Genomic DNA, 13,937 nt, shown 5'->3' with positions numbered 1-13,937 from the left:
TGGCGCTTCCAACAATCGCGATTGTCGCTAGAGTGCACAGGCATGCCCTACCTCCGTACGCGCGACGGCGCCAGACTGCACTATCACGACATCGGACGCGGTGAGCCGGTCGTCCTGCTGCACGGCTTTGCGATGCCGGCTGCGCTGTGGCTGCCGTTCGCCTTGCCGCTGGCCCATCGCTATCGCTTCATCCTGCCCGACCTGCGTGGCTTCGGCGGCTCTCATTCCACCGCACTGAGTCAGTCGTGTCTGCTCAGCCAGCATGCGGATGATCTGGCGGACCTGCTCGACGCGCTGGATCTGCACGGCGTTCGGCTCGGGGGGCTGTCGATGGGCGCCTGTACCGCGCTCCAGTACCACCGCCTGCACGGCTTCGAGCGTATCGATCGCTATCTGCACATTGACCAGTCACCGCGCGTGCGCAATGACGCCGACTGGCAGCACGGTCTGCTCGGCACGGAGCAGCAACAGCGCATGGTGGGCTGGAAGGCGCTGATGGGCGAACTCGAACCCTACCGTGGCGCCGACTACGAAACCTTGCCGCCTGCGCTGCGCAGACAGCTCTGGCACAGCCTCAGCGAATTCTTCGATCACGCCTTCCATCACCGCGGATGGAAAGCCATCGGCCGACTGGCACGTTACGAACAGCTGATCCGTCGCGTCGCGCCGACGCAGAACTGGTCGATCTATCTCGACTGCGTGCGCTCGTATCTGGAAGACGACTACGACTGGCGTCCGAGCCTGCCACAGATGAAGGTGCCGATGACGGTGCTGATCGGCGAGGATTCGGTGATGTATCCGGCCGCGGGCCAGCGCACCATCGCCGATCTGGTGCCGCATGCACAGATGGTGACGTTCTCGCGCTGCGGTCACGCCATTCCGTTTGAAGCGCCGCGCCGTTTTGGCCGCGAGTTGCGGCGCTTTCTCAACGCCTGACCCGACTCAGCAGGTTCGGGCGCCGGTAGCGCAGCGCCCTGAGTCACGGACCTGCCGCCGCACGCGCAAGGCGGCACTCCGACTACGGCAAGCGGCCCGGATGATTGAAGACCTCCGGGCGCCCCCGCCAAACCGCGGAGTCGGCGTCTGCGGCGGCTACTCCGACAGGTAGGTATATCCGGTCAGGCCGGCTTCCAGCTCGGCCAGCAGCGCCGCCGCCTCATCCGCCGGCAGCCCGGCGGCGGCGATCTTTTCGCGGTAGGTGTCGATCAGCCGCTCCGGTTCCAGATGCACGTAGCGCAACAGCTCGTCTGTGCGGTCACCCAGCTCGGCGTCGGTCAGCGTCCAGCCGCCGTTGCCGTCGAGCATGACGTTGACGGCGTTGGTGTCGCCGAACAGGTTGTGCATGTCGCCCAGGATTTCCTGGTAGGCGCCGACCATGAAGAACCCCATCAGATAGGGTTCGCCGTCGTTCAGCGAATGCAGCGCAAGCGTCGGCATCAGGCCTTCACGATCAACGTACTGATCCAGACGGCCATCGGAATCGCAGGTGAGATCACACAACCGCGCGCGCACATCCGGACGCTCGTCGAGGCGATGGATCGGCATGATCGGAAACACCTGATCGATCGCCCAGGCATCCGGCACCGACTGGAACACCGAAAAATTGCAGAAGTATTTGGCCGCCAGCTTGTCGCGCACCTCGTCGATCGCGTCACGCTGCGCGCGGATGGTCGGATCGAGCTTCGGCAACACCGCATGCGCCAGCGCGTAATACGCGCGCTCGGCATAGGCGCGCTCGCGCAGGCTCAGCTGGCCCAGCGTGTATTGCACCTGCGCGTCGGAGAAGAACTGCGCGGCATCATGCAGGCTCTCGATCGGACCCTGCACATCGATCTGCTCGAACAGCGCATACAGCTCGCTCAGGACCACCGGCGCGTCATCAGCCGGCGGCTCGATCTCGCGCGTCGGCAGTTCATCGCGATCGACGACATCGGCGATCAGCACCGCATGATGCGCAGTCAGCGCGCGACCGGACTCGGAGATCACATTGGGCTGCGGCTCGTCGTACTCGGCACAGACTTCCTGCAGGGTGCGCAGGATGTTGCGTGCGTACTCGCGCTGCGAGTAGTTCATCGAACAGAACGAGCGGCTGCGGGTGCCCTCGTAATCGACGCCCAGCCCGCCGCCGACGTCCACCACATTGACCGGGGCACCGAGTCTGCGCAGCTCGACGTAGAAGCGCGCCGCCTCACGCAGCCCCTTCGCGACGTCCTGCACATTGGCGACCTGCGAACCCAGATGGAAATGCACCATCTGCACTGCAGCAATATGCCCGGCCGCACGCAGCATCTCGACGGCTTCGAGCACCTGCGGCGAAGTCAGGCCGAACTTGGCCTTTTCGCCACCGGTGTTCTGCTGGGTGCTGGTGAAGTTGGCGGACAGGCGCACGCGCAGACCGATGACCGGCGCGACGCCCAGCGCACGCGATTCAGCGATCACCAGCGGCAGCTCGGACAGCTTTTCGACGACGATGTAGACCCTGTGCCCGAGCTTCTGCCCGATCAGCGCACGGCGGATGTAGGCCCGGTCCTTGTAGCCGTTGCAGACGACGATACTGCCCGGCCGCGCCATGCCCAGCACCGCCGCCAGCTCCGGCTTCGAGCCCGCCTCCAGGCCGACGCGCGCGCCGCCATGGCGGACGATCTCGCGGATGACGTCTTCCTGCTGGTTGACCTTGATCGGGTAAACCGCGGTATAGCTGCCGGTATAGCCGAGTTCGTCAATGACCTCGGCGAAGGCGCCGGTCAGCGCGTCGACGCGGTCGTGCAGGATGTTGGAGAAGCGCAGCAGCACCGGCAGCGCCAGGCCCTCGCCCGGCAGGCGTCGCGCCAGCGCGTACAGGTCGATCGCCACCGGCGAGCGCTCGCGAAACGGGCGCACCAGCAGGTGGCCGTCGTCGCTGACGTCAAAGTAGCCCTCGCCCCACTGGGCGGTGTTGTACAGGTCGCGCGCCTGGGCGGCGGTCCACGCCGGGCGATTGTCATTCATCGGAAGTCGTCACTCGATATACTCGCGCCGCTAATTTTCCGCCATTCTAGAGCCTTCTCAGGAAACTCCCGATGACACTCGATCGCAGCTGGTTCACTGAAGCCGTTGACGCCACCGGCAGCGCATTTTCTCTCAAGGCCGAAAAGGTCCACGAGGAGCGCACGCCCTTCCAGTCCATCGAGATCTGGAAGACCGAGACGTTCGGGTATCTGATGACCATCGACGGCTGCACCATGGTCACGACGCGCGACAATTTCCTCTATCACGAGATGATGTCGCATCCGGCGCTGAACTCGCACCCGAACCCCCGCAACGTGGTGGTCGTCGGCGGCGGCGACTGCGGCACCTTGCGCGAAGTGCTGAAGCACCCGGAGGTCGAGTCCGCAACCCAGGTCGAGATCGACGAGCGCGTGACGCGACTGTCGGAGCAGTATTTCCCGGAGCTGTGCGACAAGAACAACGACCCGCGCGCGACGCTGTTCTTCGGCGACGGCATCCAGTGGATGAAGGACGCCCCGGAAGGCTCGATCGACCTGATCATCATCGATTCGACCGACCCGGTCGGCCCGGCCGAAGGTCTGTTCGGCAAGCGCTTCTATCTGGACTGCATCCGTGCGCTGCGTGCGGACGGCATGCTGGTGCAGCAATCCGAATCGCCGCTGCTGCATCAGGATCTGATAACCGAAATGCATCAGGCCATGCGCGACGCCGGCTTTGCCCAGACGCATCTGTTGCACTTTCCGCAGCCGATCTATCCGTCGGGCTGGTGGTCAGGCTCGATCGCCTGCAAGCAGGCCGGCGCGCTGGCCGAGCGTCTCGATCCGGCGGCGCTGGACGCGCTGGACACGCAGTACTACAACGCCGAGATCCATCGCGGTGCGTTTGCGCTGCCGAACTTCATGCGGCGCGCGCTGAAGGCCTGAATCGACCCCGCTACCCGGACGGGTCCCGACACAGCTCGGTGACCTGTCGCTGGGTCTGTTCGAGCAACTGCAGCCTCTGCGCCTCGTTGTACTCGCGTTCCTGGCCTTTTTCATCGCGCTCGATGATGCGCGGCGCGTTGCGGTAGGTTTCCAGCTGCTCCCTGCGCCGCTTGCATTCGTCCGCCCGCAGCCGCGCGCTTGCGGCTGCGTCGTTCACCGCCTTCACGGGATCTTCCCCAGCCGGCGCGTCGTCGACCGGCGCGGGAGTGGGGGTGGGTTCCGGCTCCGTGGCACCGCCACCGATCGGCTTGACGTCGACGCGCGTCCAGCCCGGAAGCGGCTGATCGCCGTAGTGATACCGCCCCTGCGTGTCGACCCATTTGTAAACAGGCCCGCCCAGAGCAATAGACGTGGCCGCGCACAGCATCGCAGCCATCAGCAGTGACTTGCCTCTCATGGCGACTCTCGTTCAGCTGAACCGGCTCCGAGTCTAGCAGCACGCACCGCGCAGGCCGATCCGCGAACGGCCTCGAACACTACCGCTGAGCCAGATAGGCGCGCCAGCCGCCGTGATGCGTGATGTCGGCAGCGCCAACCACACCCCCCGGCTCGCAGATGAAACCCGGCACCCAGCGACCGTCGGCCAGCTCCAGCTTGCCGATCCCCAGCGGCGCCGGGATTGCGGCCACAAAGCTGCCGAACAGGCGCGCCGGCAGCTCCCACACTTCGACCTCGATCGCAGCACCACCTTCGGCGACGCGGATCATGCCCGGCCGGAACGGCGGCCCGCCGGCCAGTGCATAAAAACGATAGGCCGGCGCCGACTGCGTCGCGCACACCAGGCGCGCACCGCGCTCGGTGAGCTGATGATTCAACGGCAGACCCGCCATGTGCGCACCGCAGACGGCGAGCTGGACCTGCCCGCTGGGCACGGCCGGCGCCACCGCGGCCAGCGGCGGCATCGGTTGCGCGGTGGCACCCAAGGTCACCGCGCCCGCGCGCTGCCAGCGCGCGGCCAGATGCAGCAGCGGCACGTCCTGATGCGCCGGCGCGAACAGCGTGACGCCAAACGGCAGGCCGTCGGCGCGAAAACCCGCCGGCATTGCCACCGCGGCGTAATCCAGCAGGTTCATGAAGTTGGTGTAGTACCCGAGATCGCTGTTGAGGCGTACCGGCTCGGCAAGGGTCGCCTCGATCGTCGGGATGAAGCCGGCGGTCGGCGTCAGCACCACATCGACATCCTTCCAGATGGCATCGGCGCTGCGCTTCAGCGCTGCCAGCTGATAGAACGCGTCGAAGGCATCAACGCTGCGCAGGGATGCCGCGGCACCGACGATCTGCCGGATCACCGGCAGCAGAGATTCCGGCTGGCGCTCGATAAATTCGCGGATTGCGTGATAGCGCTCGGCGACCCACGGCCCGTCGTAGAGCAGTCGGGCGGCATCGAGAAACGGCGCGAAATCGATCTCGCAGCGCGTCCCGCCCAGCGCCTCGAGTCGGGTGACGGCTTCAGCGAACAGCGCCTCGTAGGCCGCGTCACCAAAGAACTGGAGCTGCTCCGCGCGCGGCACGCCGAAGCGGAAGCCCTGCGCACGTCCGAAATCGAAGCCATGCGGCTCGGCAGCCCGCGCGTACGCCGGATCACCGTCACCGCCCAGCGCCACGCCGTAGACCCGCTCGGCGTCTTCCGCCGTCAGCGCGAAAATCGAGACGCAATCGAGTGAGCGGCACGCCGGCACCACGCCCCGCGTCGAAATCAGGCCGCGCGTCGGCTTCAGCCCCACCAGATTGTTGAACGCGGCCGGGACCCGACCGGACCCCGCGGTGTCGGTGCCCAACGAAAAACTGACCTGAGCGGTTGCGACACTGACCGCGGAACCCGAGCTGGACCCGCCGGAGACATAGGCCGGATCGAAGGCGTTGAGGCAGACCCCGTAGGGCGAACGCGTGCCGTTGAGGCCGGTGGCGAACTGGTCCAGATTGGTTTTGCCCAGCGGCAACGCCCCGGCCGCGATCAGGCGTTCGACGACTTCGGCGCTGCGCTCGGGCATGTAGGCAAAATCGGGGCACGCCGCCGTCGTCGGCAGCCCTTCGAGATCAATGTTGTCCTTGATCGCGAACGGCACGCCGTACAACGGCAGCGAGTCCGGCGCTTGCGCATCCAGCGCGCTCGCCAGCGCGCGCAGCTGCTCGACCGGCGTCAAGGCGATCCAGCAATGCCGTGTATCGTTTTCGGCGCGTTCCAGCAGGGCCTCGAGCAGCACGCTGGGCTTGAGACCCGCGCGATACGCGGCGCGCAGCGTGTCCAGGTCGAGACTGTCAGGAATCTGGTCGCTCATCGCGGGCTCCGGCTCATGAGACTTGCAGGGTCAGCACATCCTGGCCCGCCGATACCGGCGCACCTTCGCGGCACAGCACCGTCAGGACCTCGCCGGCTTCGGGCGCCACCACACTGAATTCCATCTTCATCGATTCCACGATCACCAGGGTCTCGCCAGCGGCGACGCGCTGACCCGGCTGCACCAGCACCTTCCAGACACTGCCCGGCACGTGCGCAGTGACCATGCGCGCGCCGGGCGGCAGGTCGAGTTCGCTATCGGGGCCGGCTGCGGCGACCTCGGCCTCGCTGACGTATTCGGCCTGACCGGCCGCGCGCCAGCGTTCACGTTCCGCGTCGAAGGCGGATTGCTGCTGCGTCTTGAAGCTGGAAATCTCCGCAGCGTTGTCACCGAGAAAGCGGGTGTAGTCGGCCAGGTTGAATCGACTGTGCTCGATCTTCAGCTGGAAGCGCCCAGCGACGAAATCCTGCCGCAGCTGCAGCAGCTCATCGGCGCCGACTTCGTAGAAACGGATCTGGTCGAAGAAACGCAGCAGCCAGGGTTTGGCGAAATCGGCCGTCTGGCGCCAGCGGTTCCACATCTGCACGGTGCGACCGACAAACTGGTAGCCGCCCGGCCCTTCCATGCCGTAGACGCACAGATAGGCACCGCCGATACCGACGGCATTCTCCGGCGTCCAGGTGCGCGCCGGGTTGTACTTGGTGGTGACCAGTCGATGCCGCGGGTCCAGCGGGGTCGCCACCGGCGCGCCGAGATAGACGTCGCCGAGGCCCAGCACCAGATACGCGGCATCGAACACGATGCGCTTGACCGCGTCGACGCTGTCGAGCCCGTTGATACGACGGATGAATTCGATATTGCTCGGACACCACGGCGCGTCCTTGCGCACCGACTGCATGTACTTGTCGATCGCGAGTTTCGTCGCGGCATCGTCCCAGGACAACGGAAGATGCACGATGCGTGTCGGCACACTGTTCTCGTCGATCGCCGGCAACGCATCCTCGATCTGCTGCAGGCGTTCAAGCAGGGCCGTGCGGGCCAGTCGGCGCGGATCGTAATGCACCTGCAGTGAGCGGATGCCCGGCGTCAGATCGATGATGCCGCTGTTGTCCTGGGTATCACGCCAGCCCTGCAGCGCTTCCATCAGCGCGTGCGCTCGGAAGCGCAGTGTCAGGTCCAGTTCCAGCGGCCCGTACTCGACCAGCAGATAGGCATCGCCGGCCTGCCGATAGATCACCTGCGGATGCTCACCCGCAGCGGCACGCTGCATCAGGATCGGAGACGTCAGCGCCTCGGTCTGCGGCTGCGCCAGCGGCGCACCGCAGCTCAGGCTTGCCGCCTGGGCCTCCAGCATCTGCGCCGCCTGCTCCGCCCCGACCGGGACAAACCGCAAGGTGTCGCCCGGACGCAGCTGCCCCAGCTTCCACAGCTCGGCCTGCACCACCACGGCCGGACACACGAAGCCGCCGAGACTGGGGCCATCAGGCCCGAGAATCACCGGCATGTCGCCAGTGAAGTCGATCGCGCCAATGGCGTAAGCATTGTCGTGGATGTTGGACGGATGCAGGCCGGCTTCGCCGCCGTCGCTGCGCGCCCATTCCGGCTTGGGTCCGATCAGACGCACGCCGGTGCGGCTGGAGTTGTAGTGCACTTCCCAATCGGTCGCGAAGAAGCGCTCGATGTCCGGGTCGGTGAAAAAGTCCGGGGCGCCATGCGGACCGTAGAGCACGCCGATCTGCCAGTGCCGCGCATGCTGCGGTCGCGCCGCTGCCGGCCAGTGCGCGTCAGCGGCGATCGAGGGTTCCGCGGCCGGACACAGATGCAGCACATCGCCGCCTCGCAGCGTGCGACCGGCGTGCCCGCCGAATTGGCCCAGCGTGAAGGTGGCCTTGGCGCCGAGATAATCCGGCACGTCGAACCCACCCCGCACGCACAGATAACTGCGACAGCCGGCGTCCTTGACCGCACCGATAGTGAGTACGCTGCCGGCGCGGACGCGATGCGTCTGCCAGTACGCCAGCGGTGCGCCATCCAGCGTCGCCGCCGTTTCTGCGCCAGTCAGCGCAAACACGGTGTCGCAATTGAAACGCAGGCTGGGTCCGCTCATGGTGCATTCGAGTGCGGCGCTGCCTTCGTCGTTGCCGAGCAGCCGGTTGCCGATGCGCAGCGCCAGTGCGTCCATCGGACCGGAGGGCGGTACGCCAACATCCCAGTAGCCCACACGACCGGGCCAGTCCTGCACCGAGGTCTGCACGCCGGGTTCGATCACGTCGATCGTGGACGGCAGATAGTGGAAGCTGTTCAGGTAGCGCGTGGTCTGGCGGCCTTCAGCAAAAACGCGGTCGCCAACAACCTGACGCAGATAGTCGAGATTGGTTTCGATGCCGGCGATGCGCGTCGCGGCCAGCGCCGCCTGCAGCTTTTCCAGCGCGGCATCACGCGTGTCGGCGGTGACGATCAGCTTGGCCAGCATCGGATCGTAGTACGGCGTGACCTCGGCGCCGCCAACCACCGCACTTTCGATGCGCGCGTCCGCCGGAAACGCCACTTCGGTCAGTAGTCCCGACGACGGCTGGAAGTCCTTGTTCGGATCTTCGGCATACAGACGCACCTGGATCGACGCGCCGCGCAGGCGTGGCTGCAAACCGTCCAACGCCGGGAGATCGCCCGCAGCCAGCTGCAGCATCCAGGCCACCAGATCGACCCCGGCAACCTGTTCGGTCACACCGTGCTCGACCTGCAGCCGCGTGTTGACCTCCAGGAAATAGAACGCGCCGGTGCTCGCGTCCATCACAAACTCGACAGTGCCGGCCGAGCGATAGTTGACCGACTGCATCAAGCGCACCGCGACGGAGTGCAGCTGCGCACGCTGCGCGTCGCTCAAGCCGGGGGCCGGCGTTTCCTCGATCACTTTCTGATTGCGCCGCTGGACCGAGCAGTCGCGCTCGCCCAGCGCGATGACGTGACCTTCGCCATCGCCGAAGACCTGCACTTCGATATGGCGCGCGGCCTCGACGTATTTTTCGATGAAGATGCCGGCTTCCTTGAAATTGGCGCGCGCCAGACGATCGACCGAAGCATAGGCCTCCTCCAGCGCGTCGTCTGACCACACCAGACGCATGCCGATGCCACCGCCACCGGCAGTGCTCTTGAGCATCACCGGGTAGCCGATGCGTGCGGCCTCGGCGCGCGCATGTCCGACGTCATTGAGCAGGCCGCTGCCGGGCAGCATCGGCACGCCACTGTCCTCGGCCAGGCTGCGCGCGGTGTGCTTGAGGCCGAACGCGCGCATCTGCTCCGGGGTCGGCCCGACGAAGGCGATGCCGGCTGCGGCACAGGCTTCGGCAAAGTCCGGATTCTCGGAGAGGAAGCCGTACCCTGGATGGATCGCTTCGGCACCGGTCGCGCGCGCTGCATCCAGAATGCGCTCAGCGCGCAGATAGCTCTCCGTCGCCGGCGCCGGACCGATGCATACGGCTTCGTCGGCCAGACTCACATGCAGCGCATTGGCATCGGCCTCCGAATACACCGCGACCGACTTCACGCCGAGCGCCTTGAGCGTGCGGATGACGCGGCAGGCGATGGCACCGCGATTGGCTATCAGGACCTTGTTGAACATGACATCGATCTCATCGACGGGTCGTCCCGCTTCTGCGTGAGGACGGCAACGGGTCGTCCCGCTGTCGTGTTACCGCGATACCGCCGGATCAGATTCCGCTCATTCCGGGTCCCACACCAACAGCCGCACCGGCGTCGGGTTGTAGGCATTGCAGGGATTGTTGAGCTGCGGGCAGTTGGAGATCAGCACCACCACGTCCATCTCTGCTCGCAGCTCGACGTATTTGCCCGGGGCGGAAATGCCGTCATCGAATTTCAGTGCGCCGTCCGGCGTCACCGGCACGTTCATGAAGAAATTGATATTCGGTGCGATGTCGCGCTTGCCCAGATTCAGGTGATGCGCGCAGTCGCAGTGCGCCAGCGCGTGCATGAAATTGTCACGGCAGCTGTGCATCGGTCGCTTGTCCAGTGCATAGCGCACGGTATTGCTTTCGGCCGCACAGGCGCCCCCTAGGGTGTCGTGGCGACCGCAGGTGTCGGCGACAATGGTCAGCATCGGTCGACCTTCGCTGGAGTACAGCACCGATCCTGCTTCCAGATACAGGCGCGCCTGCCGCTGGATCGTATCCACCGCGCTGTAGCGTTCCTCCGCGTCGGCCGCGCTGTAGAACAGTGTGTCCACGGCCTGGTTGCCTTCGAGGTCGAGAATGCGGAACACCTGGCCCTTGCGCACCGTCGCCATCCACGGCTCACCGGCAGCGCAGACCTGATCCAGCACCGCGGTTTCCGGGCGCAGATGACTTTCAACGATCAGACTCATCTCTGCACTCCCTATTGCGCGAAGTAGCGGTCGGTGTTGGTGAACGCCCGCTGGTTCTGCGGACAGTGCAAACGGCAGACGTCGTCGGGCGCAGCGACACCGGCGTGCCAGGCGCTGAGTTCGACCGCCGCAGGCCGGTACGCTCCGGCAGGAGCCAGCGGATGTGGCGCAGTCGACAGCACCACCAGTACGTTCATGTCGAAGCGCAGGTCCAGCGCGGCGCCGGCGCGGCTATGCCCCGTGACGTAGCCCAGATAGCCGTCAGCATCCGGCACCACCTTGCTGAAGAAGTTGGCGTTGGCGACCAGATCACGCTTGCCCAGTCCCCACTTTCCGAGTTCGACCAGCAGCCCGTCACGCGCACTGCGATGCATCGCGTTGCGATGCGTCTGGTACCGCGCCTCGCCGTACTTTTCACGAATCGAATTCGCATCCGACAGCCCGCAGACGGTGTCGTGCCACCCGAGCTCGTCACCGATGATCGAGCACAGCACGCGGCCCATGTCCGACATCAGTACGTTGCCGGTGGTCAGAAACGCGGTGTGCTGTGCCTTGAGCGAGTCCGGCATGTTGTAGCGCTCGAGCTTCTCTTCCTGATTGAAGAAAAGCGCCGAGACGTTGGCGCCGCCGTCGAGATCGGTCAGGCGCAGCGCGCTGCCGCGTCGCATCAGGCCGGACCAGTGACAGCCCCCGGGCACGGTTTCCTGCCACAGCAGCGCGGACGGCGCGATCGGTGAGAGCGCAGTCATCGCCACGCTCCGCACGTAGGGCGAGAGGGCGGTTGGGGATTCAGTATTTTGTTCACGGCAGCCTCCTGCGGGTCAGATCGAAAGCACAACGAGAGAGCGCCTGACATCAAAGCGATCCTCCCGGGCTTTTATCCCTCCGTGCAGCATCCGATCCGCGGGACAGGCCCGCCTCGCAGAGGCCGGCGGCTCTCGGACCAGCATCCGCACCGCGGACCGGAACCCTAGCCACCCTTCGAAGCAGCGGGCCGGGCATCGGTTTTCCGAAGCGCGGCCTACCCCTCTCAAGTGCAGATATAGCACAACACATGCCACGGCGAAGCCGCGGCTGTGACGCCGCCTGCGCGCGTCCGGTGACCACATCCGCGCCACGATGGCGCACCGATGCGTCGAAATAGTGCACCACCGGCCATCACGCTGGATCGCACAAACCCCCATGCCTACCTCATGCCTATCTAAGGTCCGCGATGGCGTGGCACGTCGATTGCGCAGTGGCCTGCATTGCGGCGCCTTGGCCGCAGGCATGGAGCGGCAGGATGGACTGGGCATTGCGCGGCGGCCGCGCGGACTGGCCACAACTCGCGGCGCTGGGCTACGCCCTGGGCGTAACCGCTGCAGCAATTGGCGGCCTGCTGTCCGGCACCATGCTGCTGCAAGGGATTGCATGCCTGGCGCTGGCGCACAGCCTGGTCGTGGCCGCGTATCTGATCCACGAATGCGCGCACAACAGCATTTTCGTCTCACAGGCCGCCAATCGCCGGCTCGGCGCAGTGCTGAGCTGGATGGTCGGCGCCAGTTATGGTCGCTACGACGATATCCGGCGCAAGCATCTGCGCCATCACTCCGAACGCGCCGACGTCATCGCCTACGACTACCGTGCGCTGCTGCTGCGCCATCCGGGGTGGCTGCGCGCGGTGCAGCTGGCCGAGTGGGCCTACATCCCGGCAGTCGACCTGCTGATGCATGCGCTGGTGATCGTGCTGCCGTTCACCTCGCCGAAGCGCCGCGATCGCCGCACGCGCGTGCTGGTCAATCTGGTCGTGCGCGGCAGCCTGTTCGTCGGCATGGCGTGGATCACGCCGACGGCGCCGCTGTATTACGCGCTCGCGTATCTGCTGTTCCTGCACGCACTGCGCTTCATGGACGTGCACCAGCACACCTATGCCGTGCTGACCACACTGGACGACGGCACCCCGCAGCGCCCTGCCGGCGACCGTGCCTACGAACAGCGCAACACCTACTCCAATCCGCTGGCGCCGACACATCCCTGGATTGATCGATTGATGCTGAACTTCGGTTACCACAACGCGCATCACATCCATCCCAGCACGCCGTGGCATGCACTGCCGGCGCTGCATCGTGCGCAACCCGGGAGCACGCCGGATCACGTCCTGCCATTTGCCGCGCTGCTGCGCAGCTACCACCGCCACCGCGTCGCGCGCGTGCTGAATGGCGATGCGCCCGACCACGCGATCGGCGCGCCGCAGGATTTCATCGGCGTGCTCGGCGTGTCGTTCCTGACGGCGCACTGAAGTCATGGAACTGAAACTGTTCAAGACGCTGTGGGGTCACGACGGATCGCTGGCCGCCGCCGCCGGGCAGGCACACGCCGCCGGCTTCGGCGGTCTTGAGGGACAAACGCCACAAAGTCCCGCCCAGCTCGCCGAGCTGAGCGCGGCGCTGAACGACCACGGACTGCAGTTCATCGCCGAGATCACCACCGCCGGCAGTTACGTCCCCGACCGCCACGCCAGCGTCGAGCAGCATCTGCGCGATCTCGACGCCGGCCTGTCGCGTGCGCAGGCGCTTCATCCACTGCACGTGAACTGCATCGGCGGGTGCGACGCGTGGCCGCTGGCGGACTCGCTGCGCTTCTTCGAAGGCGGCATGGCGCTGGCACGACGGCACGGCCTGTCACTGAGTTTCGAGACGCATCGTGGGCGTTCGCTGTTCAATCCGTGGATCACGCGCGATGTCGTCGCCGCGCTGCCGCAAATTCCACTCACCGCCGATTTCAGTCACTGGTGCGTGGTCTGCGAGCGGCTGATCGACAGCGAGCTCGACATCATCAAAGCCATCGCGCCCAACGTTCGCCACATCCACGCCCGCGTCGGCTATGACCAGGGTCCGCAGGTACCGCATCCGGCTGCGCCGGAATTCGCCGAAGCGCTGGCGGCGCACCAGCGCTGGTGGACACTGATCTGGGACGCGCAGCACGCTGGCGGAACGACGCTCACCACGATGACGCCGGAGTTCGGACCGGACGGCTACCTGCACTGCCTGCCGTTCACGCGGGCGCCGGTCGCCGACCTGTGGGATCTGAATCGCTGGGTCGGCGACACCGAACACGCGCATTTCACTCGCTTCATCGCGCAGCGCTGATCGTTCTGACGAATGCGCGATGCGATCGCGCGGCGCACTGTCTCGGCGCGCAGGCATGCCTCAGAACACAGCATCGACACCCCCATGGATCCGACGCGATGCGCGCAAACCCCGGTTTGACAGCAATCTGAGGGGCGCAAGTGCAATGGCACGGCACTTGCTGTGTGAGTAATACGAATGT

Annotated in this window: 10 protein-coding genes and 1 riboswitch; of the genes, 4 read left to right on the top strand and 6 right to left on the bottom strand. The window is 65.9% G+C overall.

Annotation, left to right across the window (positions count from 1 at the left end; genetic code table 11):
• The first annotated feature begins 42 nt into the window (after positions 1-42).
• Positions 43-936, top strand: coding sequence for an alpha/beta fold hydrolase (locus E4T66_RS17020; RefSeq protein WP_136850429.1), 894 nt, complete (start codon positions 43-45; stop codon positions 934-936).
• A gap of 156 nt (positions 937-1,092) precedes the next feature.
• On the opposite strand, the gene speA is transcribed toward E4T66_RS17020, so the two are convergent.
• Positions 1,093-2,988, bottom strand: a complete 1,896-nt coding sequence (gene speA / locus E4T66_RS17015; protein ID WP_136850426.1) for a biosynthetic arginine decarboxylase — start codon at positions 2,986-2,988, stop codon at positions 1,093-1,095.
• A gap of 71 nt (positions 2,989-3,059) precedes the next feature.
• Between speA and speE the strand changes: the two genes are divergently transcribed.
• The gene (gene speE / locus E4T66_RS17010; protein ID WP_136850424.1) at positions 3,060-3,911 is read left to right on the top strand and encodes a polyamine aminopropyltransferase; all 852 of its coding nucleotides are present in this window, start codon (positions 3,060-3,062) and stop codon (positions 3,909-3,911) included.
• A gap of 10 nt (positions 3,912-3,921) precedes the next feature.
• Here the strand turns inward: speE and E4T66_RS17005 are convergent, their stop codons facing one another.
• From E4T66_RS17005 to E4T66_RS16985, 5 genes are all read right to left on the bottom strand, one after another.
• Positions 3,922-4,368 carry a DUF4124 domain-containing protein gene (locus E4T66_RS17005; protein ID WP_136850422.1) on the bottom strand — a complete coding sequence of 149 codons (447 nt, stop codon included), beginning with the start codon at positions 4,366-4,368 and terminating at the stop codon, positions 3,922-3,924.
• Between the two features lie 79 nt (positions 4,369-4,447).
• Positions 4,448-6,250 (bottom strand): allophanate hydrolase, encoded by a 1,803-nt coding sequence (gene atzF, locus E4T66_RS17000; protein WP_136850420.1) that lies wholly within the window; start codon positions 6,248-6,250, stop codon positions 4,448-4,450.
• Between the two features lie 13 nt (positions 6,251-6,263).
• A complete protein-coding gene (gene uca, locus E4T66_RS16995) occupies positions 6,264-9,869 on the bottom strand; it encodes an urea carboxylase (protein WP_136850418.1) in 3,606 nt (1,201 codons plus the stop codon).
• A gap of 99 nt (positions 9,870-9,968) precedes the next feature.
• Entirely contained in the window at positions 9,969-10,628 is a 660-nt protein-coding gene (locus tag E4T66_RS16990) for an urea amidolyase associated protein UAAP2 (RefSeq protein WP_136850416.1), read from the bottom strand.
• A gap of 11 nt (positions 10,629-10,639) precedes the next feature.
• Positions 10,640-11,377: an urea amidolyase associated protein UAAP1 gene (locus E4T66_RS16985; RefSeq protein ID WP_136850414.1), complete on the bottom strand. Its 738-nt coding sequence runs from the start codon at positions 11,375-11,377 to the stop codon at positions 10,640-10,642.
• A 115-nt stretch (positions 11,378-11,492) separates the two neighbouring features.
• Positions 11,493-11,613, bottom strand: a riboswitch (guanidine-I (ykkC/yxkD leader).
• A 297-nt stretch (positions 11,614-11,910) separates the two neighbouring features.
• Between E4T66_RS16985 and E4T66_RS16980 the strand changes: the two genes are divergently transcribed.
• Positions 11,911-12,906 (top strand): fatty acid desaturase family protein, encoded by a 996-nt coding sequence (locus E4T66_RS16980; protein ID WP_136850412.1) that lies wholly within the window; start codon positions 11,911-11,913, stop codon positions 12,904-12,906.
• Between the two features lie 4 nt (positions 12,907-12,910).
• Positions 12,911-13,756, top strand: a complete 846-nt coding sequence (locus E4T66_RS16975) for a sugar phosphate isomerase/epimerase family protein (RefSeq protein WP_136850410.1) — start codon at positions 12,911-12,913, stop codon at positions 13,754-13,756.
• Positions 13,757-13,937: the final 181 nt, after the last annotated feature.

The sequence above is a fragment of the Sinimarinibacterium arenosum genome, from assembly GCF_005047655.1.
Lineage (GTDB): Bacteria > Pseudomonadota > Gammaproteobacteria > Nevskiales > Nevskiaceae > Solimonas.
This window is presented reverse-complemented; position numbering and strand designations above follow the sequence as displayed.

Excerpts from the sequence above, each read along its gene's own strand:
- E4T66_RS17020 (WP_136850429.1), top strand. The coding sequence starts at position 43 with ATGCCCTACCTCCGTACGCGCGACGGCGCCAGACTGCACTATCACGAC.
- speA (WP_136850426.1), bottom strand. The coding sequence starts at position 2,988 with ATGAATGACAATCGCCCGGCGTGGACCGCCGCCCAGGCGCGCGACCTG.
- speE (WP_136850424.1), top strand. The coding sequence starts at position 3,060 with ATGACACTCGATCGCAGCTGGTTCACTGAAGCCGTTGACGCCACCGGC.
- E4T66_RS17005 (WP_136850422.1), bottom strand. The coding sequence starts at position 4,368 with ATGAGAGGCAAGTCACTGCTGATGGCTGCGATGCTGTGCGCGGCCACG.
- atzF (WP_136850420.1), bottom strand. The coding sequence starts at position 6,250 with ATGAGCGACCAGATTCCTGACAGTCTCGACCTGGACACGCTGCGCGCC.
- uca (WP_136850418.1), bottom strand. The coding sequence starts at position 9,869 with ATGTTCAACAAGGTCCTGATAGCCAATCGCGGTGCCATCGCCTGCCGC.
- E4T66_RS16990 (WP_136850416.1), bottom strand. The coding sequence starts at position 10,628 with ATGAGTCTGATCGTTGAAAGTCATCTGCGCCCGGAAACCGCGGTGCTG.
- E4T66_RS16985 (WP_136850414.1), bottom strand. The coding sequence starts at position 11,377 with ATGACTGCGCTCTCACCGATCGCGCCGTCCGCGCTGCTGTGGCAGGAA.
- E4T66_RS16980 (WP_136850412.1), top strand. The coding sequence starts at position 11,911 with ATGGACTGGGCATTGCGCGGCGGCCGCGCGGACTGGCCACAACTCGCG.
- E4T66_RS16975 (WP_136850410.1), top strand. The coding sequence starts at position 12,911 with ATGGAACTGAAACTGTTCAAGACGCTGTGGGGTCACGACGGATCGCTG.